Below are 20,322 nucleotides of genomic sequence, written 5' to 3' on the forward strand. Positions count from 1 at the left end.
TCGTTTAACGTTCGACAGGTTCACCACTTCCAGACGAGGCCTGATCAACACCTTTTTCCACATCAACAAACCAGAGAAGGAGAATGCCCGCTGTGAAAAATCCGATCAGCGATAGAATGCCGAGACGGCTCGAACCGGTCAACTGACCGATCAACGCAAAGGCAAAAGGACCAAAAACAGCAGCGAATTTAGAAGAAATGCCGTAAAATCCAAAAAATTCTGCCTCGCGACCTTCCGGGACCATCCGTCCATATATCGACCGGCTCAATGCCTGCGCCCCTCCCTGAACGACTCCGACGCAGACCGCAAGGATGTAAAAGTGAAACGCTGTCGTCATGAAATAACCGAGAGCTACGATAAAAAGGTAGATAAAAAGCGTGATCAGCAGGGCTCGTTTAGCTGTGATTCTTCGTGCCAGCCGCCCGAATAAAAATGTACAGGGAATGCCGACAAACTGAGTAATCAAAAGAGCTGTAATGAGCGAGTTGCTGTCAATTCCGACATCCCGGCCATAGATGGCGGCCATTTTAATAATGGTAGAAATACCATCATTGTACAGCCAGAAAGCGGCCAGGAATAATAGGAGCGGCTTATAAGACCGAAGCTCCCCTGCTGTGTGTAAAACACGACGGAATCCGATGGATAGGTAGGAGCGCTGCCTCACACTGGTTTTCCTTTTCTCCTCTTTAATATGACGAAGCAGGGGAATGGAAAAGATCAGCCACCATATCCCGACAGAAACGAAGGACAGCTGCACGGCCGTAGTGCTGTTCGGAAGACCGAACCAGTCATACTTCATAATCATAAGAAGATTGACAGCAAGGAGAATGCCGCCCCCTACGTAACCGAGCATAAAACCAGCAGCTGAGACTTGGTCGATCTCCTCCTCCCCCGCAACTTCAGGCAGAAAAGCATCGTAAAATACGTTGGCGCCGGAAAAACCGACGGTACCTGCAATCAGAAGCAGAGAGGCCCATACATAATCCCCCTCGCCGACAAATGCCAGCAGAATAGAAGCAAGGATCCCCATGAAAGCGAAGAACATAAGAAAACGTTTCTTGGAAGCGGAATAATCACTGACGGCACCGAGAATGGGGGCGAGCAGCGCAACGATTAAAACAGCGGCTGACTGGGAATATCCCCAATAACTCGCCGCAAGCGACGATGGTACTCCTTTCGCTGCCACATCATAATAGAACACAGGCAGCACAGCAGCCATAATGGTGGTGGCAAACGCTGAGTTCCCAAAATCATATAAAATCCAGCTGCGCACAGACTTTTTCGTCATAGCCATCCCCCCAGCACTATCTTTAGTCCTAAGAATAGCAGAAGAAAAGATCGGAAAGGTTTCTTGATAGAAAAATTTACAAATATTTGAGGTGATTCATATGAAAATAGCTGTAATCGGTGGAACAGGCCGTGTCAGTACCCATTTCATCCGCTATGCCCTAAGCAGGGGCCATGAAATAAAAGCGTTGGTCAGGAACATTCATAAAGCAGAGGAAATGCTGGAAGGGGCAGAACTTGTCCAAGGGGATGCAAAGAATCAGGAAGATATCAGAAAGACGCTGACAGACTGTGAAGTCGTGTTTTGTGGATTAAGTACAGATAAGTCCGATACCCTCACAACAGCCGTCCCGCTTCTTACGGATGAAATGGAGCGTCAAAGTTTGAAAAGGGTGGTAACGATCGGGACCGCGGGAATCCTCGACAGCCGCTACGAGGATGGAAAATACAGGTTTGAAAGTTCGGAATCCAAACGGAGTAAAACGTTCGCGGCAGAAGAACATGCCGGGGTTTACCAGCATTTACAGAAAACCACACTCGATTGGACGATTGTCTGTCCGACCTACCTTCCAGAAGGAGACGTTCAAGGCGGCGTCCGCTTTGAACTGGACAGACTTCCGGAGGATGGTAAAAAAGTGACCACCGGCGATACAGCCGTCTTCGCCTACCAGACGCTTATAAACGACCAGTTTCCACAAAAGCGCGTCGGCATCTGCTATTAAAAAAAAGAAGCCGTTTCCCATCGGGAAACGGCTTTTTATTATTCTGTCTCACTGACCGGCTCGTAACCGAAGAATTCCTCTAAGGTCACCTGCTGTTCATGAACCTCTGCCGCTGCTTCTTTACCAACATAGCGAAGGTGCCACGGTTCATATTTATAACCGGTAATGTCATTGTTTCCCTCCTGATAACGGACGACAAACCCATATTCATAAGCATGGTCCGCCACCCATTCACCTTCCGGGGTATCACCGAAAGCCTGGGTCAGTTTAAATGCCATTTCTGCCGAAGTCACATCCATCGCCAGACCTGTCTGGTGTTCACTTGTTCCCGGACTCGCAGAAAACGTATCGGTTTCTTCTTTTCCATACACTTCTACGTTCCGTTCATAAATTTCTTTCTGACGTTCATACGAACGATATCCTGATGCGGCTACAAGTTCAAGCCCTGCTTGATCTGCGCCTTCAAAAAGCTCCTCCAGCGCATCAGCCGCCTCCTGTCTTAACTGTTTTTTCGGATGGTCTTCCTCAAAGGAAAACGGCACATCCGGTACGGTTAAATCCGGAGGGGCATAGCCGTCTGGGAGTTTCCGCTGTTTATTGACGACGACTTCAACACTTTCAGGATCACCGACTTCTATCATTCCATTGGACAAAGCGGTATCCTCATTTTGAGACGCCTCTCCTGATGCTGGTGTACTTTCTTTCTCCTCCTGCTGGGCAGTGGATGAGGCAGGTGCTTCCTCTGCCTGATGGTCATCCGAACTGAGAGGATTGTTGGAACACCCGGTTAATGCGGCCCCTATCAAGACCATGGTAAGTATTTTTTTCACACTAATTCCCTTCCTACTTTCAAAGATGCTGTAACAACTATAACATTGTCAGGAAGAAGTTGTATATCCACATCTCTACCTAATAACGGGTCTATAAAAGGCCATATAAAAAAGCCGCTGTCACTCCAGCGGCTGTGCTTTATTCCCATGTAAACAGCTGATACTGCAGGCTGAGCCGGTCGAACGCTTCCCGGTCGCCGCTGTCGATAGCCTGGTTGATTTCTCTATCTAAACGATCCTTATTGAATTGATAGCTGAGGTGATCCAAAAGCAGACGCGAGGCTAGTTTTATTCCAAAAGACAGTTCTCTCTTTGCCGTAATCTCTTTCCCTTTGTAACCGGGGTTCCGACGAATAACATAATTGATCTTTTGCTTTCTCATGAGATTACCCCCTTCATGCTTTTTTTCATTATGCAGGATTTACTAGAAGAACGCAACAAGTTTTCTGAATATTTAGTTATATCATTCCCCGATTTCTACTTACATAAACCTGCTGAACCGCTTGTTTACTAGGGTGACAGCACATGCAGCCGCCTGATATTTTTTTGAACTTTCCATATCCCGCGTCCGTATATATAAAAAAAGGACGCAGCTTAACGTCTGCGCCCTCTCCTTTTCCTTATTCTGCAAATTTACCTGCAATTTCAAGAGTCCGGTTGACCTGGTGGCGGACAGCTGCTTCCACATCTTCTTTCATATGACCTTCCCCGTCTACACTGACACTCGTTCCGTATGGATTCCCTCCTGCTCCAAACACCGCATCATTGGTGTATCCTGGAGTGGCAATAATGGACCCCCAGTGGAACATCGTTGTGTAAAAGTTGAGAAGAGTGGATTCCTGACCGCCATGAGGGTTCTGTGCAGATGTCATTGCACTGATGACTTTGTTTACAAGCTTCCCCTGGAACCATAAGCCGCCGGCCTGGTCCATAAACTGTTTAATCTGCGCCGGCACATTTCCAAAGCGGGTCGGCATGCTGAAAATAACGGCATCTGCCCAGTCCAGATCATCAACCGTAGCTTCAGGTACAACATCTTTAGTAGCTAAGTAGTGATCCTTCCATGCCGGATTCTGTTCTATAGCTTCCATCGGAGCAAGTTCAGGAACACGGATGAGTTTCACTTCTGCATTTGTTTTCTGTGCTTCCTCTTCCGCCCACTTGGCCATTTTGTAGTTCGTTCCTGTAGAGCTGTAATAAATAATCGCAAGTTTTACCTGAGCCATTTTTTATCTCTCCTTTAATGAATTTCGAATTTTATGATTTTCACTGTTGCTATTCCCCCCTTATATTTATTTAAAACTAAAGAATCTCCAAATCGAGATGATGCTGAATTTGACCTCAGGCAATGTACATGCGTGAGGGAAGTTTTTTTTCTCTGGACTCACTAATGACCGTTTTGGTAAGCTAAAACATGCTGTAAAAACCGAGGATGGAGGTGTCAGGCGGATGAGTGAATACGAAAATTTAAAGAGAGGGGAACGGGGAGCCTGGGTCAGTATCATTGCCTACCTTGTTCTGGCCTCTGTCAAGCTGCTGGTCGCCTATACCGGAGAGTCTGAAGCTTTACGGGCGGACGGCTTGAATAATACGACGGATGTGGTCGCCTCCATCGCTGTACTCGTCGGACTGAAAATATCCCGCAAGCCCCCTGATGAGGACCATCACTATGGACATTTCCGTGCAGAGACGATTGCCTCTTTGATTGCCGCCTTCATTATGATGACTGTCGGAATCGAAGTCATTATAGGAACCGTGCAGGACCTCATTCATCAGGAAACAAGCCAGCCATCGCTTTTGACTGCCTGGACCGCTCTGGGAGCTGCCGGAGTCATGTTCGGCGTCTACCGCTATAACTTAAATCTCTCACAAAAAGTGAACAGCCCCTCCCTTTATGCGGCCGCACAGGACAACCGATCCGACGCGCTGGTCAGTATCGGAGCCTGCATTGGTATTTTCGGGTCCCAGTTCGGTCTCTTCTGGCTCGATCCGCTGGCAGGTTTCATCGTCGGTTTGATCATCTGCAAGACAGCCTGGGACATCTTCAAGGAAGCCACCCACAGTTTGACCGATGGTTATGAGGAAGGGCAGATTGAACATATTCGTACAACGATTTCCGGCCATCCGGATGTCTGGGCCGTTAAAGATGTGAAGGCAAGATTACAGGGCAGTCAGACGCTTGTTGAAGCAACCATTCACGTAGACCCTCACATTACGATCCAGCAGGGACACGAAATTACGGATGAAGTAGAAGCCCTCTTAAAAAAAGAGAATGATATCCGGTATGCCCATATCCACATTGAACCTTTCGAAGAATAAAAGCTCCCGCTTGTCATTCCCAAGCGGGAGCTTTTGCTATACCGTCAGCGCTTCTTCCAGTGTATGGAGATCTTTCCATCCATACGCCGTTTCCTCATAGGTACCTTGACCAATCGTCACTTTTTCTGCTTCTACGGGGTCCGCTCCATATTTTATGTAAAACTGACTGGACGGATTCCGGGTCAACACCCAGACAAGAAGCGATTGATAACCAGCCTCCCCCATTCCGCGTACAAAAGTCTGCAGCAGTATTTTCCCATAGCCTTTCCCCTGATACTCATCCAGGAGATAGATGGCATAGATTTCTCCATCATACCCATAGTTCTTCGTCCGCTCTTTCCCTCCGGAAACGAAACCTACCACTTGTCCTTCATCATTTTCGATGACGAAGGCAATCTGACCATTCAAAGGTTTTCGCAGAATGGTTTCCCATAATGTGATTCTATGCTCAAGTGTTGTATTACTAATATCCCTTTCATCAATCAGATCCTTATATGTGGATTTCCAGCTCTTCACATGAATGTCCGCTATCGTCGCGGCATCTTCAAAACGCGCTTCCCTGACGTGAGGCATTCCGTTCACCTTCTTCTTATATATTTTCTTTATTGTAACAAAAAGATGATGCAACGTACGGCATCATCTCTTTGTTCACAATTATCGACAGGAAAAACTGGAGATCCTGCGTGTATCGAATCCCGAATAAACCCACCGCTGCTGACCGGGGCGCCAGCGGTAACCCGCTACAGATGTTCTTCCAATGTAGGTTGGATAAAACCAGAACGACCTTCCATTGACAAGACGGATCCATGTATAACGGTACAAACATCCATACAGGGAGCCGGGATCAACGGCATACAACTCCGCTCCCTGTCCTCCGGATGGAGGTGCTGGAGGTGGAGGCGGCAGCATTCCGCCGGGGCCTCCCGGTCCGCCCGGTCCGCCACCGGGTCCTCCGGGCCCTCCAGGCCCTCCTGATCCGCCTGGTCCACCCGGTCCGCCTGGTCCACCACCGGGCCCTCCAGGTGGAGGCCCTTGGGGAGGCTGACCACCAGGTCCTCCTCCAGGAAATCCGAAGATCTGCCCAAAAGGAAAGCCAAATTGTCGATGCATAACGATCAATTCCTTTCTCGGAAGTATCCCTATACGATATGCATCCACTGGGCGGGTGTGCTTATACTGTTAATAGAAAAACAGTCCCGATGGATCCCAAAACTACAAAGATGATATGTATATTCAGCCAGGCCAGCAGCACAGCAGCAAGACCCGCAGCAACCCCTACCTGCGGTGCATCTGGTTTCACTGTCAGGATGCCTGGAAAAATGAGCGCTCCTAAAGCGGCGTACGGAATAGCGTTCAACCATCGATCCACCCAGCGTGGAAAAGCAGCAACATCCACAATGAACGCAGGCAGAAATCTGGGAACAGCTGTAACGACGGCCATCCCAATAATCATCCAGATGATCATGATTCCTCCTCCTCTCCTAGAATCCAAATCCCGCTCAGACCACCTACAAGCGTGCCGGCAACAATGGCCCATCCTTGATTCATCCCCATCCTTTGACAAAGATAATTAATGAGGAGAGCGGTCACAGCGATTATGGCAATCCGCCCATTTCTTTTCACAGAAGGAATTAAGAGTCCGATGAACATCGCATAAAGAGCGACACCCATGCTGTCACTCAGCCTTGCAGGAATCACATCACCAAGCACCCCTCCCAAGAAGGACCCTCCCACCCAGGAAGCGTAGGCAGTCAGCATAAGGGAAGCATAAAAATAAGCGCCATTAGGTTCCGCAGCTTCCTTTTTGTAGAGGGTCGAAACCGCAAACGTTTCATCTGTCAGCCCGAGCGTTAACGGGATCTTGGCGCGAAGAGCCATCGTTTTCAGCCGGTTCACGAAGGAAAGCCCCATCACGAAATGGCGGAAATTCAAAACAAACACAGCCGTAACAATTTCAACGAACCCTGTCCCGGCAGCCACCATTCCAACAGCAAGAAACTGGGCAGCTCCAGCAAACACGAGCACGCTCATCAATGTCAATTCCAAATTCGTGATGCCGGATTGTCCAGCGAGCACCCCATATGTCAAAGCTACTGGCAGATATCCGAGCATAATGGGAAAGCCGGCCGTGATTCCTCTCTGCACCATATGCATCCGTGAAGAGGAATGGGCGTGTTTGAAAGCATGGGTTTCCATAGGGGCACCTCCTTTCTGAAATTTCCACTATTATACCCAATCGATGAGGATGATGGAAAGATTTTTCAATGAAAAAATGTTGACATCGCACTGGTGCTCTTATATTATAAATGCAACTTACTTCATTACGGAAAAGCGTTTAAGCAAAGAAGATTTTTTGTATCAAGTACTCCGCAGTAAAAGGCAGTCAGACAGCCAGCAGAGACCGGATGGATGGTGAAAATCCGGGCCGGCTTCCTTTGAATTACAGGGTACGGTTCAAATGATACAACCACAAGAGCGGGTAAAGAAATGTTTCTTTACCAATAAGGGTGGTACCGCGGAGCGATGCTTCGTCCCTTTCTTTGGGACGAAGCTTTTTTGTATGGATTAGAGGAGGAAGAAACATGTTTCATTTACAGCCAAAACACCTGCCATCCTTGGTAGAATCCATAGTTATGCTCGTTCTGACTATTGGAGTAATCAGTTATTTTATCATCTCTCTGCAGACCGCTCCACATATCCCGATTCTTTTAGGCATTCTCCTTATGCTTACGTATGGGTTATTAAAGAAAAACTCCTTTAAAGACCTGCAGTACGGGATGACTCAGGGCGCGCAGACAGGAATGGGAGCGGTACTCCTGTTCTTCGTCATCGGTATCCTTATATCCAGCTGGATGGCCGCGGGTACCATCCCTGTCCTTATGGACGCCGGATTTACGATTGCGGACGGCCCTTGGTTCCTGGCCATCATTTTTGCCGTTACGGCTGTCATCGGTGTGGCCCTCGGAAGCTCATTCACGACAGCTGCTACCGTCGGTGTGGCCTTCATGGGGGTGGCCGGATCCATGGACGTCTCCCTTGCAATGACTGCAGGAGCCGTCGTCTCCGGCGCATTTTTCGGAGACAAGATGTCACCGCTCTCTGATACAACCAACCTTGCTTCCACGGTTGTAAAAGTGGACTTGTTCGATCACATTAAAAATATGGCGTGGACAACAATCCCGGCCTTCATCATCACGTTCGTTCTGTTCATCTTCCTATCTCCGGACAGAAACCCGGACGTTGAACAGCTCGATAACTTCCAGAACGGACTGGCTGCATCAGGCTTAATGCACTGGACATCCTGGATTCCAGTCCTTGTCCTCGTTGCCATGACCATGACTAAACGTCCAGCCTTCATTTCTCTGGCTGTCAGCAGTCTGACGGCTACGGTTCTGGCCGGGTTTAGAGAAGTCCTGCCGTGGACGGCTTTGTGGCAGACATGGTTCAGTGGGTTCGAAGGAAGCACAGAGGTGGAAGTGGTCAATGAACTACTCACAAGGGGCGGAATGAACAGTATGCTCTTTACGGTTTCCCTCGTGATTTTAGCACTGGCTCTCGGCGGTTTGTTTTTCGTTACCGGAATCATCCCGGCCATACTGTCTCGAGTACAGGATTCACTGAAATCAGCAAGGTCAGCGACGCTTTCCACCGCATTTACAGCGATCGGTATCAACATCGCGATTGGCGAACAGTACCTTTCCATCCTGCTGACAGGAGAAGCCTATCAGGATGTATATGAAAAAGCGGGACTCGCACGTAAAAACCTGTCCAGGACACTGGAGGATGCAGGAACAGTCATTAATCCTCTTGTCCCATGGAGTGTGTGCGGCGTATTCCTTTCCGGTGTGCTGAGTGTACCGGTCCTTGATTATCTTCCATTTGCATTCTTCTGCCTGTTATCCCCAATCCTTACCATCTTGTACGGATTGACAGGAAAAACGATAGCTTCGGCAGCCAATCCGTCTTATCATAAGGCGAACTAATCGGAAGCACTTCCACTTTTTGGCTGGATGATGAAAAATGAACCATCTACGGATAGTAGAAGGAAAAGCAGCCATCCTAAAACAGGGACGTATCCACCAGAGGGTACGTCCTTTTTCTATTGCATAATCCGTGCGATCATTTCCCACACTAACCTGTAGAGAATATGAAAGAGGTGACAGGTGTGGACCAGGAGAAGCATGGAGAACAACAGGATCATCATTTAGATATGGAACAGGCAGAAGCTGAACAAGTTCTTGACGATGTCGCCTTCTACCGTACATTGATTGTCAATGTCATCTTTATAGGAAAAGAACAGACAGAGGACTGGGTCCTTGTCGACTGTGGAATCAGCCATTACAGCAGAAGGATCATAGCAGCTGCGGAAAAACGCTATGGATCCAGACCCCCTAAAGCGATCATCTTGACCCACGGCCATTTCGATCATGTAGGTTCAGCAAAAAAACTGGCAGACCATTGGAATGTCCCCATTTTTATTCATCCAATGGAAATGGATTATGTGACCAATCAACGGGATTACCCTGTAGGCGATGCCACAGTTGGTGGAGGTTTTTTTGCTTTGATTTCCCCATTCTTCCCTACACATCAGCCGGATTTGAGCCGCTATATCCATTCCATTCCGAACGATGGGAAAATCCCCTCACTCCCTGACTGGCAGGTCATCCACACCCCCGGTCACACACCGGGGCATGTCGCACTATACCGTCCGGACGATGGCACCCTTCTTGCTGGAGATGCCTTTATTACTGTAAAACAAGAATCCAGCATGGCCGTTTTCATTCAGCATCAGCATGTTCATGGACCCCCGGCCTACTTTACTCACAATTGGGAGGAAGCTGAAAAATCCGTACAGAAATTAGCGGCCTTGAACCCGGTCACCGCGATCACTGGGCACGGGCTCCCTATGTCAGGGGAAGCCCTCAGCCATCAACTCAAGGAACTCGCGTCCAATTTCCGCGAGCTGGCTGTTCCTAAGCATAAAAGGAAACTTCACTAAACGACGAGCTTATCCATGCTCGTCGATTTCTTTTTGCAGGACATTCGTCAACTTTGCCAGCCCCTCCAGCAGTCTTGGACTTGGACGACAGAATAATGATTCCTCCAGGACATGGATCCTGTCGTTTTTCACAGCCTTTATCTCCAGCCATCCCGGGCGTTTTCTAAGAAGATCCGGGTTCATTTTTTCTTCCTTCACCCCCACCCATACCATGCAGATATGGTCAGGGTTACGATTCTTCACTTCTTCCCAGTCCGTTTGAAAACTGGCCGTATCCTGATCTGCAAAGACATTTTCAGCTCCGGCCAGGCGGCTGATTTCCGTCAACCAGTTCTTTCCACCCGGAGTAAAAACCGGCTTGGGCCACCATTCCCAGTACAACGCAGGCTTTACCTCAGCAAGAGAAGCCTTTTCCATCAAACGATCCAATTCATCCCGGTACTCATCCGCTCTATGATCGGCCTCCTCTCCCATCCCGAGCTCTCTGCCGACACGACGGACATCCTCCCCAATCTCTGCCAGGCTGTTGGAATCGATGATGATATAAGGAAGACCGGCTTTTTCAAGCCCTTCAATATTTTTTTCCATGCCCGGTACAGACAGCGAAGCCAGGACCAAGTCCGGCTTCAGCTCTGCCGTTTTTTGTATATCTATGGATAAATCAGGGCCGAGCTTTGGAAGCTTCCTGATTTGTTCCGGATAATCAGAATAATTATCGACACCAACCAACAGGTGGGTCTGATTCAGATAGGCGACAATTTCAGTATTGCTTGGACATATCGACACGATTCTCACTTTTCCACCCCTATTAACAGAATTGTCTGATGTTTCATTTTCTTTTATTATAGCTTATATTTAGTGTATGGAAAAAGAAAGAAAGGGATGAGCCCATGACCACGACACTCCTTGATTCAACAAACGGAATAGTGGAATTTACATATATCGGAGAAGGTCCTCCTGTGCTGCTGTTGAAAGGTGGACACTGCAGCAGAGATACAGATTTATCCCACAGCAGCCTTGTATATGAAGGATTCTCACTGCTGACGATTTCCCGGCCTGGTTACGACTACACAGAACCCTCGACAGGCCGAACACCGGATGAATTCGCAGATACAATGGTTGAGGTGCTTGATTATTTAAATTTGGAACGCGTCCATGTCATTGCTGTGTCTGCAGCAGGACCAAGCGGAATCGCTCTAGCTTCCCGCTACCCGGAGAGGGTGGACCGGCTTGTTCTTGAAGCAGCGCTGACGGGGGCATGGGATCGAAAGGCCCGGAAAAAGGCGATGCTGCTGTTCGGTCCCGCAGAAAAAATGGTCACAGGCAGCCTCAAGTTTATGCTTAAACTTTTCCCTGACCTTGTCATGAAGCAGCTTCTTGCTGATATGACGACCGAAGATGTGGAGGATTACCTCAATCATTTATCGGCCAATGACCGGCGGTTCATCTATGATATGCTCGCCACCTCCCAGCCCGGCAGAGGCTTTATCCTTGACCTTGACCATGATGTAACGAACCTGGATGAGCTGAATGTCCCTGTTCTCGGCATGTACTCACAGAAAGACCGCAGCGTCCCTTATACAAACGCCCTGTTGTTGAAATCGACGGTACCCGATTGTGAAATCTACGAAGTCAATGCTGACAGTCATTTGATCTGGATTGGAAAAGATGCTCATGATGTTTGGAATAAACGGCTGGAATTTCTAAATCAATCCTAAAACATTCGGAGGGATCACCATGGATGATGTAAGGTGCTCACAAATGCTGGATCGTTTCTTAACGTTTTATGACCAGGCTTATCGAGAACCCCCTCATAAGCGTCATGAATTATGGATGGAATATTATGATTTCCCTCATACACCGCCGGGGTATCAACAAGGGCAGCTCGCAAAGGAAATGGTGGAGTATGCCTGGAACAAGTACAATCACGTCTATGATAAAATTCAATACTTCGATATCAGTCCGTTGGAAATGAATGAGCACGTGGATCATATTAAACAAATTCTGCACAGCACCACCTACGTTGATGTAAACGTACTCTTTTTTGTCGGAACATTTGAAACGGATCCTTTCATCATCCAGGAAAATCATCAATACATTCTCTGCTTCCCTGTCGAACTGCCCGGTGGTCAGACACGTTTGATTCAGGAGCTGGCCAGAGTCGTTCACTGCCGCCAGTCCGGACTCGCCCCCAGCCATACCCGTACCCTCGGGCAGCTGATCTTTCAGGAGGGGCTGGCGATCCATACGACATTGGAAGTGCTGGAGGAAAGCGGGATATCAGATCCTTACTTCAGCTGGGATGAAGAAAACTGCAGCCGCGAACCGAACCGGGTCATGATGAACATTCAGCCCCATCTGCACCGCACAGATTACGAGGCCCTCTACTCTTTTACCAAAGGTACCGGTGCATCAGGATTTGAAAAAGAAGCCAATTACACAGGGTGGCTTGTCATCCAGCACCTTCTCGAACAGGGGAAGCCGTTGTATGAACTGGCCCGCATCGCTCCTGAGGAAGTCGATATTCTTGTGGAACGTTCCCTGCTTTCATTAATGAATCAGGCCTATATGACCCAGCCCCAGGAGTAAAAAGGAACTTTTTTGTAATAGGGCTTTCATTCCTTTTGCCCATCTGTTATACTATGGTTAATTATTCGTTGTTCGATGAGTGTCATGCAAGAGAAGATGTTTCGCAAGATGTCGTCTTGATGGACTTGAATGAGCAAGAATAGTAATACAATGTGGAGTTTCTCCACGCAGGAGGTTTTTGTACATGGTCGAAGGTACAGTAAAATGGTTTAACGCAGAAAAAGGTTTCGGTTTCATTGAAGTAGAAGGTCAAGACGACGTCTTCGTTCACTTCTCCGCTATTCAAGAAGAAGGATTCAAAACTCTTGAAGAAGGTCAAGTCGTAACTTTCGAAATTGAAGAAGGTCAGCGTGGACCACAAGCAGCTAACGTTCAAAAATAAGAACGTATAAAAAACTCCCCTTTCGAGGGGAGTTTTTTTTATGTCTTGTTTTTAAAATAAGGCTCTGTTATTGCTTGGTGTTGTTATTTAACATGTGAGCTCCTATCATCACCCCTTTCTGTCATGGGATTTGTAGGAGGCGGCCTTGGGAATGACTCCCTTTCCGTGAGGTACCGTGAGCCGCGGAAAGCGGACGGTTTTCCCTGCCATCCCATGCTCTGAGTAAATAGCAGACCGGACCCCTAATTCCAGCGGAAACGATTTAGTAATCGTTTAAAATATCAACAACAGACTTTAACAGAGCTTAAAATAAAAAAGGAACAGCTCACAGCTGTTCCTCAGGCTGTCGAGAAAGTCTCGACAGCCTTGTTTTTTTCGACTTTAAAATTTCCCAAGGAGCGGTGCCTCTTCCACTCCTGCGGAAGAACGAGTAGAGATCGCCGAGCGTGGGTGTTGCGAGGAAGCTCGGGCGCTCGTCCGCGGAAAGAAAGAAAAAAGCTTGTAAAGAAACAGAGGTTTCTCTACAAGCTGAAAGAAACAGCTCACAGCTGTTCCTTTTTTATTTATTCATCTTCCTGTTCAGTCAAGATGACAGGGCCGTCTTTTGTAATAGCCACCGTATGTTCATACTGCGCGGATAACGTCCCATCAACCGTGCGTGCCGTCCAATTGTTCTCATCCATCTGACTTGCCCAGTCTCCGATGTTAATCATCGGCTCGATGGTGATGACCATTCCCTCTTTCAGACGTGCTCCTTTGCCGGCAGCACCGAAGTGAGGGATATAAGGATCTTCGTGGATGGATTCGCCGATTCCGTGTCCGGTGAAATCACGGACAACCGAATACCCTTCACCTTCCGCATATGCCTGGATCGCGTGGCCGATATCACCGATCCGTTTACCCGGTACAGCCTGCTCGATTCCTTTATAAAGAGATGTTTTCGTTACATCCATCAATTTTTGAGCTTCTTCACTGATTTCTCCCACGGCATGTGTCCAGGCAGAGTCCGCGAGGTAACCATTCAAGTTGACGACCATATCGATGGTGACGATATCGCCCTCTTTCAACTTCTCATCGCGTGGGAACCCGTGGCAGATTTCGTCATTGATGGAAGCACATGTGGTGAATTCGTACCCTTGATATCCCTTCTGCTCTCCGGTAGCTCCGCGTTCAGCTAAATATTTTTCCACGAATTTTTCGACTTCCATCGTTGTGACACCCGGCTTAATAAAGGTGCGCAGTTGTTTATGGACATCAGCCAGCAGCTTACCGGCCTCGCGCATGTTTTCAATTTCTCTTTGACTCTTACGTTTAATCATAGTGATACAATCCTCTCTTTTTTCTTATTACGTATGCAAGTATCCCTCTGTATGATAACGAAAAAATACCGGCAAAACTACCCCGGAGCCTTATTCGACTGTCCTGATGACCTTTGCAGGGCTGCCGGCGGCGAAAACATGATCCGGGAGATCCTTGGTGACAACTGCCCCTGAACCAATCACGACATTGTTTCCAATGGTAACTCCGGGATTGATAATCGCTCCTCCTCCGATCCACACATCATCACCGATGGTAATCGGCCGCCCGGACTCCAGCCCCTTTGCTCTTGTTTCCCTGTCCATAGGGTGCAGAGCGGTGTACAACTGAACGTTCGGTCCAATCAGGACGCGGTCTCCGATCGTAATCGGACATATATCAAGAAAGACACAGTTAAAATTAGCAAAGAACCTGTCTCCTACATGAATATTGTAACCATAATCACAGTAAAAAGGCGGTTCCAGGGTCATCTCCCCGGCAATTGTTCCAAACAGGTCTTCGATCAACTGAGATCGGTAATGCTCCTCCGTATTCTTCGTTTGGTTCAATGCGTGGGTGATCTGCCTGGCGCGCGATCTTTCCATCACCAGTTCATCGTCCCAGGGTTGATACAGTTCACCACTCACCATTTTTCCCTTCTCTGACATACGATCCCTCCTGTGGTTTTGATGTCTTTACTTTATCATAGTTTTCGGCTAGGCTAGGAACAACAAAAGGAGGCAAAGCCTATGGAGACGCGCGAATTGAACCGTTCAGATGCAGAAGCCTACTATGAGTTAAGACTCGAAGCTCTGCTTACAAATCCGGACGCTTTTATTACGACCTACGAACAGGAAAAGCAGAAGCCGGACCCGATCGAAACGACCGCAGAACGGCTGGAGGGTAAAGACACCAGAACCTTCGGACTTTTTTCAGGAGAAAAACTGACTGGGGTAGTCACACTGGTACGGGAAACACACCCGAAGTTCAGACATAAAGCATCCATCGTTGCGATGTACATCACACCGGAGGTAAGGCGGACTGGAGGAGCCATGCTGCTTTTGGAAGAACTGATCCAGCATGCCCGGGCAGTGGAAGTCGAACTCCTTCACCTCAGCGTTGTTACAGAAAACACCCCGGCAAGAGAGCTGTATCGAAAGCTCGGTTTTCGATGCTGGGGCGTGGAGAAGCAAGCAATCAAACTTCCCACAGGTTATTTAGATGAGGAGCATTATGAACTTTTTCTGTGAAATTGAAACGGATAAAAGCTACCGTTCGTATACCATTCATAAGCTCCTGAAAAAGGAAGGGATGGAATGATTGAAATCAAGCAGGCAACTAAAAACTTCGCCGGTAAAGCAGCCGTCAAGGACTTGGATTTGACGGTCCCGGACGGGAAAATCTTCGGCTTTCTCGGTCCCAACGGTGCTGGAAAGTCGACAACGATCAAAATGATGACGGGGATCCTGCCGCTGGATGCAGGCTCCATATCCATGAACGGCGTGGATATCAGCACTGACCCTATGAAAGCCAAGCATCAGTTCGGCTATGTTCCGGACCGCTCAGACATCTTTCTCCGATTAAAGGGCATGGAATACTTGAATTTTATCGGTGATGTTTTTGATGTACCGGCAAACGTCCGAAAAGAGAAAATCGAATACTTAACGAAAAGCTTCGACATCTATGAAGCACTGAATGATCAGATTCATACATATTCGCACGGCATGCGTCAGAAAATCGTTGTCAGTGGTGTGCTTCTGCATGATCCTGATGTATGGATTCTTGACGAGCCGTTAACCGGCCTTGATCCTAAGTCTTCCTATACATTGAAAGAAATGATGCGGGAACACGCAGCCAAAGGAAAGACCGTCTTTTTCTCCACCCATGTGCTGGAAGTCGTTGAACAGTTATGTGACGAGGTGGCTATTATCAACAAAGGACATGTTCAATTCAGAGGAAGTATGAAAGAAATGAAGCAGCAGTTCCAGGAGGACAACAATCTTGAGAAGCTGTTTTTGGAGCTGACACAAAATGAGTAACACGTGGAAGCTGATGAAGTTGATGGTGAAGATGCAGTTATCTTTCGCTCACCGCAGTACATCAGAAAAAACAGGCTACCTCATCTTAGCCGTCCTCATGATCCCCTTCGGGCTGTTGATTCTTACACTGTTGAACGAACTGATCGCAGCCATGTATGCGGCCTTCAGCCCGGCAGGGGATGAAGCGGTCATCCTTGGGGTTTTATTTGTCTTAATGACCGTTTTTTACTGTTTTATCAGCATAGGTACCGTTTTATCATCTTTTTATTTTGCAGAGGATGTGGAATCGTTTGTACCGCTCCCTTTTCACCCTTATCAAATAGCAGCTGGAAAAGCAGCCGTTCCATTTCTGTCCCTTTACGGGGTGAATGCGGTCATTCTGCTCCCCGGGCTTGCGTTTTACGGTCTTCACAGCGGTGCGGGACTGCTTTATTACAGCTCCGCCTTCCTTGTCTGGCTTCTGCTTCCGGTGCTTCCCTTTGTTTTGACTGCCATTGCCATCATGTTCATGATGCGTTTTGTCAATATCTCGAAAAACAAGGACCGAAGCAAAGTCATTGCTGGACTTCTTGGTTTTGGATTCGTTATCGGAATCAATGTTGTGATCCGTCTGGAGGGCGGCAGCCAGAATATGTATCAATTGGCGGCTGAACAGGGAGACCTGCTCGGATTAGTGACGAAGTTCTTCCCTACTGCTTATATAAGCAGTTCAGCCCTCGCCGCCCCTGCGTCCATACAGGGTATCCTTTTTCTCGTATTGATGACCGCACTATCCGCAGGAGGGATTGCTCTCTTCTTTACTATCGGCCAGAAGCTTTATTTCAAAGGCGTACTCGGTTTATCCGGTGGAAAAAGGAACACGTTTACTGAGGATACAGTCGAAGCTTATGTGAAGAAAAAGCCTATGATCTACAGTCTCTTCAAAAAAGAAGTCCTGTTGATTTTACGCACCCCCACCTTCTTCACCCAAGTCTTTGTGCAAAGTTTAATTCTGCCTGTACTAGCCATTGTGCTGATCATCATGGAAATGGATGGACCGCTTGGGGGAGCCGGCACTCAGCTGGCCGGAATGAACGGAAAATTCGTCATTCTGGCCTCTGTCGGGCTTTCGGTCGTTGTTTTTGGATCGAACCCTGCTTCCATCTCTTCGATTTCAAGGGATGGGAAAAGCTGGTTCAATCATCTGTATCTGCCTATTCCACCGTCAAAGGTAATCACGAGTAAAATGCTGACGGCCTATCTGCTGAATGCCATCTCCTTGGTTATTTTGAGCGCAGCCGCTTTATGGGTCATAAAAATCCCTCTGTTCATCTGGACAGCATGGTTCATCCTGTCCCTCCTCATAAGCTGGATTGCTTCTGCTGCCGGCGTGATGGTGGATCTATACAGCCCGAAACTGGACTGGACAGATGAGCGTGAAGTATTCAAGGGTCGTTTCATCGGAATTGTTCCCCTCGCCATTGAAGCCCTTGTCTTTGGCGTGATTATAGTGATTGTCTGGAATATCAACAGTCTGCAGGGGCTCTGGCCGGTAACAGGTGCTTTATTCATCATCTTTCTGCTGCTGGCATTTCTTATGCAGACGGCCATGAAGAAGTTAACGGAACGACGCTACCACAACCTGCTGTAAAAAAACAGGCAGAAGAGATTGCCTCTTCTGCCTGTTTTTATTTCACAATCATAACGGGGCATTTGGCCCGTTTAGCCACCTTATGACTGACACTGCCAAGAACCATTTCCTGGAGAGCATTCAATCCCCGGCTGCCGATAATGACGATATCAAAGGCATGATCATTGGCGTAATGAACGATGGTTGGCCCGGGTTCTCCATGACGGATGACAATTTCATAAGAGATATCTTTGCCGCGGAGGACGTCTTCGATCGGCTCCAGTCTTTCTTTCCGCTTCTGATCGATCACTGTTTTGTCTCCCTGTGTCAGGACATCGGTTTTAGACTGGTCGACATCGACCACATAAATGATGGTGATCTTTGCCCCCATCTGGAGCCCGGCAAGCTCTGCCGCTCGTTCTGCTGTACGTATGGAATGATCGGACCCATCGGCCGCGATCAATATGTGTTTATACATGACCGCTCCCCCCTTCTTTTTCATCATTTTACCATGGATTGTGAAGCCCATGTAAATAATTGAAGACACGCACCATCTCCCACATATTGGAACCCTCCATCCAGAAAAAATTCCGCCTACAGACAAATAAGAGTTTCATAGAGATATTTGAAGAATAAAAGAGAAAAAAGTTTATTTATGCGCTTACATGGGGTTATGTAATTCCTTCGATAGGTGATATAATCTGAACGTTCTTGCCGGAATTACGTATTGCCAAGGGTAATACAGACAAAATTTAAGAGAGAGGTGCGCAATTGAACACACAAACATTAAAACAACAATGGTTTGGAAACGTAAAAAACGATGTGCTTTCAGGTATGGTCGTCGCCATGGCCCTTGTTCCTGAAGCGATCGCTTTCTCTATCATCGCTGGAGTCGACCCCATGGTAGGATTGTACGCTTCCTTCTGTATCGCTGTTGTCATTGCTTTTGTAGGGGGACGGCCTGGAATGGTTTCGGCCGCAACAGGAGCGATGGCTGTGCTTATGGTGACGCTTGTGAAGGATCACGGACTTGAATACCTGCTGGCCGCCACTATTCTGACGGGTATCCTGCAGTTTATTCTTGGTGCCTTAAGAATCGGACAGTTCATGAAATTCATCCCGAGATCGGTGATGATCGGTTTCGTAAACGCCCTGGCCATCTTGATTTTCTCGTCCCAGCTGATTCACTTTGAGGGCGCAGGTCTTGCTATGTACGCCATGGTTGCAGGGTCTCTTGCTATCATTTATCTACTGCCAAGGTTTACAAAAGCTGTCCCATCTCCGCTTGTCGCCATCGTCGTTATGACGATTATTGCCGTAACAACAGGAGCCGGCTTTAAGACCGTTGGAGATATGGGAGAACTATCAAGTACGCTTCCCATCTTCCTTGTACCTGATATTCCAGTAAACTTTGAAACGCTGCAGATCATTTTCCCGATATCGCTTGCTCTCGCCTTTGTAGGACTACTTGAGTCACTGCTTACGGCTCAGATTGTCGATGATATGACAGATACCGTAAGTGATAAGAACAAAGAAGCCCGCGGACAGGGCATGGCCAACGTGGTTTCCGGTCTGTTCGGCGGAATGGCCGGATGTGCGATGATTGGACAATCGGTCATCAATGTTTCCTCAGGAGGACGCGGACGATTATCCACACTGGTGGCCGGTGTCTTCATGATGACATTGATTATTGCCTTTAACGACCTTCTTGTGCAGATTCCAATGGCTGTGCTTGTCGGTATTATGATCATGGTGTCCGTGGGAACCTTCGACTGGAGTGCCTTGACGAGACTGCATAAAACACCGATCACAGACACGGTCGTGATGGTAGTAACCGTTGGAACCGTTGTTTACACCCATGACCTTTCCAAAGGCGTCCTGGCTGGTGTCATCCTGAGTGCGATCTTCTTTGTGTCCAAGATTTCCAAAGTCCACGTCGAAGAACAGGTGGAGGAAACAACAAGCAGGATTGTTTATCACGTATCCGGACAAGTCTTCTTCGCTTCAACAGACAGCCTGCTTAAGCATTTCGACTTTAATGTGAAAGCCGATACGGTCCGGATTGATTTCACTGATGCCCATGTGTGGGATGACTCAGCCGTAGCTGCGATTGATAAACTTGTCCTGAAGTTCAGAGAGCAGGACAAAGAAGTAGAAATCGCCGGGCTCAATAAAGACAGCTCCCAGCTTGTCAAAAAGCTGGCGGTCCATCATAAAGCGGATGCTTCCCTATCCAATCATTAAATAGAA

23 protein-coding genes are annotated in these 20,322 nt (G+C 47.9%); 12 read left to right on the forward strand and 11 right to left on the reverse strand.

Features of this window, described 5'->3' with window-relative positions; translation table 11 throughout:
- Positions 1-4: 4 nt before the first annotated feature.
- Entirely contained in the window at positions 5-1,288 is a 1,284-nt protein-coding gene (locus ACXADP_RS15550) for an MFS transporter (RefSeq protein ID WP_474971878.1), read from the reverse strand.
- A 100-nt stretch (positions 1,289-1,388) separates the two neighbouring features.
- Between ACXADP_RS15550 and ACXADP_RS15555 the strand changes: the two genes are divergently transcribed.
- Positions 1,389-2,009, forward strand: coding sequence for an NAD(P)-dependent oxidoreductase (locus tag ACXADP_RS15555; RefSeq protein WP_474971879.1), 621 nt, complete (start codon positions 1,389-1,391; stop codon positions 2,007-2,009).
- 38 nt (positions 2,010-2,047) lie between these two features.
- Here the strand turns inward: ACXADP_RS15555 and ACXADP_RS15560 are convergent, their stop codons facing one another.
- From ACXADP_RS15560 to wrbA, 3 genes are all read right to left on the reverse strand, one after another.
- Positions 2,048-2,839: a M15 family metallopeptidase gene (locus ACXADP_RS15560; RefSeq protein WP_474971880.1), complete on the reverse strand. Its 792-nt coding sequence runs from the start codon at positions 2,837-2,839 to the stop codon at positions 2,048-2,050.
- 139 nt (positions 2,840-2,978) lie between these two features.
- Entirely contained in the window at positions 2,979-3,221 is a 243-nt protein-coding gene (locus ACXADP_RS15565; RefSeq protein WP_474971881.1) for an IDEAL domain-containing protein, read from the reverse strand.
- Between the two features lie 238 nt (positions 3,222-3,459).
- Positions 3,460-4,065: an NAD(P)H:quinone oxidoreductase type IV gene (gene wrbA, locus ACXADP_RS15570; RefSeq protein ID WP_474967774.1), complete on the reverse strand. Its 606-nt coding sequence runs from the start codon at positions 4,063-4,065 to the stop codon at positions 3,460-3,462.
- 223 nt (positions 4,066-4,288) lie between these two features.
- Between wrbA and ACXADP_RS15575 the strand changes: the two genes are divergently transcribed.
- Positions 4,289-5,158, forward strand: a complete 870-nt coding sequence (locus ACXADP_RS15575) for a cation diffusion facilitator family transporter (RefSeq protein WP_474967773.1) — start codon at positions 4,289-4,291, stop codon at positions 5,156-5,158.
- Between the two features lie 36 nt (positions 5,159-5,194).
- Here the strand turns inward: ACXADP_RS15575 and ACXADP_RS15580 are convergent, their stop codons facing one another.
- On the reverse strand, positions 5,195-5,731 hold the full coding sequence (locus ACXADP_RS15580; RefSeq protein ID WP_474967772.1) for an N-acetyltransferase family protein: 537 nt from the start codon (positions 5,729-5,731) through the stop codon (positions 5,195-5,197).
- 233 nt (positions 5,732-5,964) lie between these two features.
- Between ACXADP_RS15580 and ACXADP_RS15585 the strand changes: the two genes are divergently transcribed.
- Positions 5,965-6,270 (forward strand): hypothetical protein, encoded by a 306-nt coding sequence (locus ACXADP_RS15585; protein WP_474971882.1) that lies wholly within the window; start codon positions 5,965-5,967, stop codon positions 6,268-6,270.
- Positions 6,271-6,329: 59 nt separating this feature from the next.
- On the opposite strand, the gene ACXADP_RS15590 is transcribed toward ACXADP_RS15585, so the two are convergent.
- Positions 6,330-6,623 carry an AzlD domain-containing protein gene (locus ACXADP_RS15590; protein ID WP_474967770.1) on the reverse strand — a complete coding sequence of 98 codons (294 nt, stop codon included), beginning with the start codon at positions 6,621-6,623 and terminating at the stop codon, positions 6,330-6,332.
- Positions 6,620-7,354: an AzlC family ABC transporter permease gene (locus ACXADP_RS15595; RefSeq protein WP_474971883.1), complete on the reverse strand. Its 735-nt coding sequence runs from the start codon at positions 7,352-7,354 to the stop codon at positions 6,620-6,622. The genes ACXADP_RS15590 and ACXADP_RS15595 overlap by 4 nt, the downstream gene beginning before the upstream one ends.
- Before the next feature lie 386 nt (positions 7,355-7,740).
- On the opposite strand from ACXADP_RS15595, the gene nhaC reads away from it, so the two are divergent.
- Both nhaC and ACXADP_RS15605 read left to right on the forward strand, forming a co-directional pair.
- Complete coding sequence (gene nhaC / locus ACXADP_RS15600; protein ID WP_474971884.1) at positions 7,741-9,141, forward strand: Na+/H+ antiporter NhaC; 1,401 nt, start codon at positions 7,741-7,743, stop codon at positions 9,139-9,141.
- Between the two features lie 182 nt (positions 9,142-9,323).
- Entirely contained in the window at positions 9,324-10,157 is an 834-nt protein-coding gene (locus tag ACXADP_RS15605; protein WP_474971885.1) for an MBL fold metallo-hydrolase, read from the forward strand.
- Positions 10,158-10,166: 9 nt separating this feature from the next.
- Here ACXADP_RS15605 and ACXADP_RS15610 read toward each other — a convergent pair whose 3' ends face one another.
- The gene (locus tag ACXADP_RS15610) at positions 10,167-10,952 is read right to left on the reverse strand and encodes a cobalamin-binding protein (RefSeq protein WP_474971886.1); all 786 of its coding nucleotides are present in this window, start codon (positions 10,950-10,952) and stop codon (positions 10,167-10,169) included.
- A 95-nt stretch (positions 10,953-11,047) separates the two neighbouring features.
- Between ACXADP_RS15610 and ACXADP_RS15615 the strand changes: the two genes are divergently transcribed.
- From ACXADP_RS15615 to ACXADP_RS15625, 3 genes are all read left to right on the forward strand, one after another.
- Positions 11,048-11,875 (forward strand): alpha/beta fold hydrolase, encoded by an 828-nt coding sequence (locus ACXADP_RS15615; RefSeq protein WP_474967765.1) that lies wholly within the window; start codon positions 11,048-11,050, stop codon positions 11,873-11,875.
- A 19-nt stretch (positions 11,876-11,894) separates the two neighbouring features.
- Entirely contained in the window at positions 11,895-12,746 is an 852-nt protein-coding gene (locus tag ACXADP_RS15620) for a hypothetical protein (RefSeq protein ID WP_474967764.1), read from the forward strand.
- A 184-nt stretch (positions 12,747-12,930) separates the two neighbouring features.
- Positions 12,931-13,128, forward strand: a complete 198-nt coding sequence (locus tag ACXADP_RS15625; protein ID WP_008634702.1) for a cold-shock protein — start codon at positions 12,931-12,933, stop codon at positions 13,126-13,128.
- A 563-nt stretch (positions 13,129-13,691) separates the two neighbouring features.
- Here the strand turns inward: ACXADP_RS15625 and map are convergent.
- On the reverse strand, positions 13,692-14,447 hold the full coding sequence (gene map / locus ACXADP_RS15630) for a type I methionyl aminopeptidase (RefSeq protein ID WP_474967763.1): 756 nt from the start codon (positions 14,445-14,447) through the stop codon (positions 13,692-13,694).
- Positions 14,448-14,537: 90 nt separating this feature from the next.
- Entirely contained in the window at positions 14,538-15,092 is a 555-nt protein-coding gene (locus ACXADP_RS15635) for a sugar O-acetyltransferase (protein WP_474971887.1), read from the reverse strand.
- Positions 15,093-15,173: 81 nt separating this feature from the next.
- Between ACXADP_RS15635 and ACXADP_RS15640 the strand changes: the two genes are divergently transcribed.
- From ACXADP_RS15640 to ACXADP_RS15650, 3 genes are all read left to right on the forward strand, one after another.
- The gene (locus tag ACXADP_RS15640) at positions 15,174-15,674 is read left to right on the forward strand and encodes an N-acetyltransferase family protein (protein ID WP_474967761.1); all 501 of its coding nucleotides are present in this window, start codon (positions 15,174-15,176) and stop codon (positions 15,672-15,674) included.
- Positions 15,675-15,740: 66 nt separating this feature from the next.
- Positions 15,741-16,463 (forward strand): ABC transporter ATP-binding protein, encoded by a 723-nt coding sequence (locus ACXADP_RS15645; RefSeq protein ID WP_474967760.1) that lies wholly within the window; start codon positions 15,741-15,743, stop codon positions 16,461-16,463.
- A complete protein-coding gene (locus ACXADP_RS15650; RefSeq protein ID WP_474971888.1) occupies positions 16,456-18,093 on the forward strand; it encodes a putative ABC transporter permease subunit in 1,638 nt (545 codons plus the stop codon). Before ACXADP_RS15645 ends, ACXADP_RS15650 begins: the two co-directional genes overlap by 8 nt.
- A 37-nt stretch (positions 18,094-18,130) precedes the next feature.
- Here the strand turns inward: ACXADP_RS15650 and ACXADP_RS15655 are convergent, their stop codons facing one another.
- Positions 18,131-18,550, reverse strand: coding sequence for a universal stress protein (locus ACXADP_RS15655; RefSeq protein WP_474967758.1), 420 nt, complete (start codon positions 18,548-18,550; stop codon positions 18,131-18,133).
- A 293-nt stretch (positions 18,551-18,843) separates the two neighbouring features.
- Here ACXADP_RS15655 and ACXADP_RS15660 point away from each other — a divergent pair, with 293 nt between their 5' ends.
- A complete protein-coding gene (locus ACXADP_RS15660) occupies positions 18,844-20,316 on the forward strand; it encodes a SulP family inorganic anion transporter (protein WP_474967757.1) in 1,473 nt (490 codons plus the stop codon).
- The last annotated feature ends 6 nt before the right edge of the window (positions 20,317-20,322 follow it).

Source organism: Halobacillus sp. AWH4_228 (assembly GCF_056158365.1).

Excerpts from the sequence above, each read along its gene's own strand:
- ACXADP_RS15585 (WP_474971882.1), top strand. The coding sequence starts at position 5,965 with ATGTATAACGGTACAAACATCCATACAGGGAGCCGGGATCAACGGCAT.
- ACXADP_RS15625 (WP_008634702.1), top strand. The coding sequence starts at position 12,931 with ATGGTCGAAGGTACAGTAAAATGGTTTAACGCAGAAAAAGGTTTCGGT.
- ACXADP_RS15565 (WP_474971881.1), bottom strand. The coding sequence starts at position 3,221 with ATGAGAAAGCAAAAGATCAATTATGTTATTCGTCGGAACCCCGGTTAC.
- ACXADP_RS15595 (WP_474971883.1), bottom strand. The coding sequence starts at position 7,354 with ATGGAAACCCATGCTTTCAAACACGCCCATTCCTCTTCACGGATGCAT.
- ACXADP_RS15645 (WP_474967760.1), top strand. The coding sequence starts at position 15,741 with ATGATTGAAATCAAGCAGGCAACTAAAAACTTCGCCGGTAAAGCAGCC.
- ACXADP_RS15555 (WP_474971879.1), top strand. The coding sequence starts at position 1,389 with ATGAAAATAGCTGTAATCGGTGGAACAGGCCGTGTCAGTACCCATTTC.
- wrbA (WP_474967774.1), bottom strand. The coding sequence starts at position 4,065 with ATGGCTCAGGTAAAACTTGCGATTATTTATTACAGCTCTACAGGAACG.
- ACXADP_RS15580 (WP_474967772.1), bottom strand. The coding sequence starts at position 5,731 with ATGCCTCACGTCAGGGAAGCGCGTTTTGAAGATGCCGCGACGATAGCG.
- ACXADP_RS15635 (WP_474971887.1), bottom strand. The coding sequence starts at position 15,092 with ATGTCAGAGAAGGGAAAAATGGTGAGTGGTGAACTGTATCAACCCTGG.
- ACXADP_RS15615 (WP_474967765.1), top strand. The coding sequence starts at position 11,048 with ATGACCACGACACTCCTTGATTCAACAAACGGAATAGTGGAATTTACA.
- ACXADP_RS15575 (WP_474967773.1), top strand. The coding sequence starts at position 4,289 with ATGAGTGAATACGAAAATTTAAAGAGAGGGGAACGGGGAGCCTGGGTC.
- ACXADP_RS15620 (WP_474967764.1), top strand. The coding sequence starts at position 11,895 with ATGGATGATGTAAGGTGCTCACAAATGCTGGATCGTTTCTTAACGTTT.
- nhaC (WP_474971884.1), top strand. The coding sequence starts at position 7,741 with ATGTTTCATTTACAGCCAAAACACCTGCCATCCTTGGTAGAATCCATA.
- ACXADP_RS15550 (WP_474971878.1), bottom strand. The coding sequence starts at position 1,288 with ATGACGAAAAAGTCTGTGCGCAGCTGGATTTTATATGATTTTGGGAAC.
- map (WP_474967763.1), bottom strand. The coding sequence starts at position 14,447 with ATGATTAAACGTAAGAGTCAAAGAGAAATTGAAAACATGCGCGAGGCC.
- ACXADP_RS15590 (WP_474967770.1), bottom strand. The coding sequence starts at position 6,623 with ATGATCATCTGGATGATTATTGGGATGGCCGTCGTTACAGCTGTTCCC.
- ACXADP_RS15650 (WP_474971888.1), top strand. The coding sequence starts at position 16,456 with ATGAGTAACACGTGGAAGCTGATGAAGTTGATGGTGAAGATGCAGTTA.
- ACXADP_RS15655 (WP_474967758.1), bottom strand. The coding sequence starts at position 18,550 with ATGTATAAACACATATTGATCGCGGCCGATGGGTCCGATCATTCCATA.
- ACXADP_RS15640 (WP_474967761.1), top strand. The coding sequence starts at position 15,174 with ATGGAGACGCGCGAATTGAACCGTTCAGATGCAGAAGCCTACTATGAG.